Consider the following 3,148-nt stretch of genomic DNA (forward strand, 5'->3'; position numbering starts at 1 on the left):
CCAATGCGCTGCTGCAGCGCATTCCGCCGTCCGAGTTGGTCGAGGCGCAGACTTTTCATGCCAGGCCCGGCAACCAGATCGACATGAACGCACTGGTCTCGCGGCTGGAAACGTCCGGTTTCGAGCGTGTGCCGACAGTGCGCGGCATCGGCGAGTTCGCGGTGCGCGGCGGCATTCTCGACCTGTTCGCCCCCGGCTGGACCGAGGCGCTCAGGCTCGATTTCTTCGGCGACACGCTGGAATCGATCCGTGTGTTCGACGCCGCCACGCAGCGCACCACCGGTCAACGCAAGTCGATGGCGCTGCAAGCGATGAGCGAAGTGGCGCTGACGCCGGAAACCATCAGCCGCTTCCGCCGCTCCTATATCGAAGCCTTCGGCGCACCGCAGCGCGACGACGGGCTCTATGCGGCGGTCAGCGAAGGGCGTCGCTTCGCTGGCATGGAGCACTGGCTGCCGTTCTTTTACGAACGGCTGGAGACGGTGTTCGACTATCTGCCTGACACGCCCGTCATCTTCGACCATCTGGCGCATGAGGCGCTGGCCGAGCGCCACACGCTGATCCTCGATCACTACGAGGCGCGCAGGAAGCAGGCCGATGGCGCGCTGAAGGATGCGGTGCCCTATAAGCCAGTCGCGCCGGACCTGCTCTATCTCTCCCCGGAAAACCTGATCACCTCGCTCGGGCCGCGCGAAGCGATCGACTTTACGCCATTCGACGCGCCCGACATTGGCGCCAAGAAGGTCTATCACGCCGGTTCGCGCCACGGCCGCAGCTTCGTCGAGGAGCGCGCCGATCCGAACGCCAACGTGTTCGATGTCGTCGTCAAACACATCGCCGATGAGCGCGCGGCGCGCCGCCGCGTCGTCATCGCCGGCTGGACCGAAGGCTCGCTCGACCGGCTTGGCCAGATCCTCGCCGAACACCATCTCGGCAACCTCAAGCAGGTCGTGACGCTGGCGGAAGCCGAAAAGCTCGAGCCGGGGCAGGCGGCCCTGGCCGTGCTGCCGCTCGAATCCGGCTTCGAGACCGAAAAACTGGTCGTCGTCGCCGAACAGGACATTTTGGGCGACCGGCTGATCCGGCGCTCGAAACGCAAGAAACGTCCCTCGGATTTCATTGCCGAGGCCTCGGCGCTGTCGGCCGGCGACATTGTCGTCCATGCCGACCACGGCATTGGCCGTTTCATTGGCCTGCGCACCATCGAAGCGGTCGGCGCGCCGCATGACTGCCTGGAAATCCACTATGCCGGCGACGACCGGCTGTTCCTGCCGGTGGAAAACATCGAACTCCTGTCGCGCTACGGTTCTGACACGGCCGAGGCGACGCTGGACAAGCTTGGCGGCGGCGCCTGGCAGTCGCGCAAAGCGCGGCTGAGGAAGCGCCTGCTCGACATGGCCGGTCAGTTGATCCGCATCGCCGCCGAGCGGCAGATGCGCTCGGCGCCGCCACTGGTGCCGGCAGAAGGCCTCTATGGCGAGTTCGCCGCCCGCTTTCCCTATGAAGAGACCGACGACCAACAGACGGCCATCGATTCGGTGCGCGACGATCTTGCTGCCGGCAAGCCGATGGACCGGCTGATCTGCGGCGATGTCGGTTTCGGCAAGACCGAAGTGGCGCTGCGTGCCGCCTTCATCGCGGCGATGGAAGGTTTTCAGGTGGCGGTGGTGGTGCCGACGACATTGCTGTCACGCCAGCATTTCAAGACGTTTTCGCAGCGGTTTTCCGGCCTGCCGATCCGCGTCGCCCAGGCGTCGCGGCTGGTCGGCGCCAAGGAACTGGCCGAGACCAAGAAAGGCATCGCCGAAGGCCAGGTCGACATCGTCATCGGCACGCACGCGCTGCTCGGTTCCGCGATCTCGTTCAAGAACCTTGGTCTGCTGATCATCGACGAAGAGCAGCATTTTGGCGTCAAGCACAAGGAACGGCTGAAGGACCTGAAGACCGACGTGCACGTGCTGACGCTGTCGGCGACGCCGATCCCGCGAACGCTGCAACTGGCGTTGACCGGGGTGCGCGAGCTGTCGCTGATCGCCACGCCGCCGGTCGATCGGATGGCGGTGCGCACCTTCATATCGCCCTTCGATCCGCTGGTGATCCGCGAGACGCTGCTGCGCGAACGCTATCGCGGTGGCCATTCCTTCTATGTGGTGCCGCGCATAAGCGATCTCTCGGAAATACATGATTTCCTGAAGGAATCCGTGCCGGAGTTGAAGGTGGCGGTGGCTCATGGCCAGATGCCGCCGGGCGAACTCGACGACATCATGAATGCCTTTTATGACGGCCAGTACGACGTGCTGTTGTCGACCACCATCGTCGAATCCGGCCTTGATATTCCGACCGCCAACACGCTGATCATCCACCGCGCCGACATGTTCGGCCTGTCGCAGCTCTACCAATTGCGCGGCCGCGTCGGCCGTTCGAAGGTGCGGGCCTACGCGCTGTTCACGCTGCCGGCCAACCGCAAGCTGACCGACACCGCCGAGCGGAGGCTCAAGGTGCTGCAATCGCTCGACACTCTGGGCGCCGGCTTCCAACTGGCCAGCCACGACCTCGATATCAGAGGCGCCGGCAATCTTCTCGGCGAGGAGCAGTCCGGACACATCAAGGAGGTCGGCTTCGAACTCTACCAGCAGATGCTGGAAGAAGCCGTCGCCGAGGTGAAGGATTCGGGCGAGGTGCAGGATGGCGGCTGGTCGCCGCAGATTGCCGTCGGCACGGCGGTGATGATCCCGGAAAGCTATGTTCCGGCCCTGCAGCTCCGGCTGGCGCTTTATCGCCGTCTCGGCGATCTCGAAAACACCGAGGAAATCGACGCTTTCGGCGCCGAGCTGATCGACCGCTTCGGCCCGCTGCCGGGGAGGTGAAGCATCTGTTGAAGATCGTCTTCATCAAGGCGCTCTGCCGCAAGGCCAATGTCGAAAAACTCGACGCCGGGCCGAAGGGCGTCGTCATCCATTTCCGCAAGCGCGAATTCTCCAACCCGGTCGGGCTGGTCAAGTTCATTGGCGAACAGGGATCGTTGGCCAAGATCCGGCCGGACCACAGTGTCGTCTTCGTGCGCGACTGGCCGACAGCCGAGAAGAGGCTGGCGGGCTCGGCGGTCGTCATGACGCAGTTGGCACGGCTGGTGGAGAAGGCGGCGTAG

General features: G+C 64.3%; 1 pseudogene. It reads left to right on the forward strand.

The features are described 5' to 3' along the window. A pseudogene (gene mfd, locus EOA22_RS28905) lies at nucleotides 1-3,148 on the forward strand (transcription-repair coupling factor); the annotation flags it as partial.

The sequence above is a fragment of the Mesorhizobium sp. M7A.F.Ca.US.014.04.1.1 genome, from assembly GCF_003998745.1.
Taxonomy (GTDB): Bacteria; Pseudomonadota; Alphaproteobacteria; order Rhizobiales; family Rhizobiaceae; genus Mesorhizobium; species Mesorhizobium ciceri.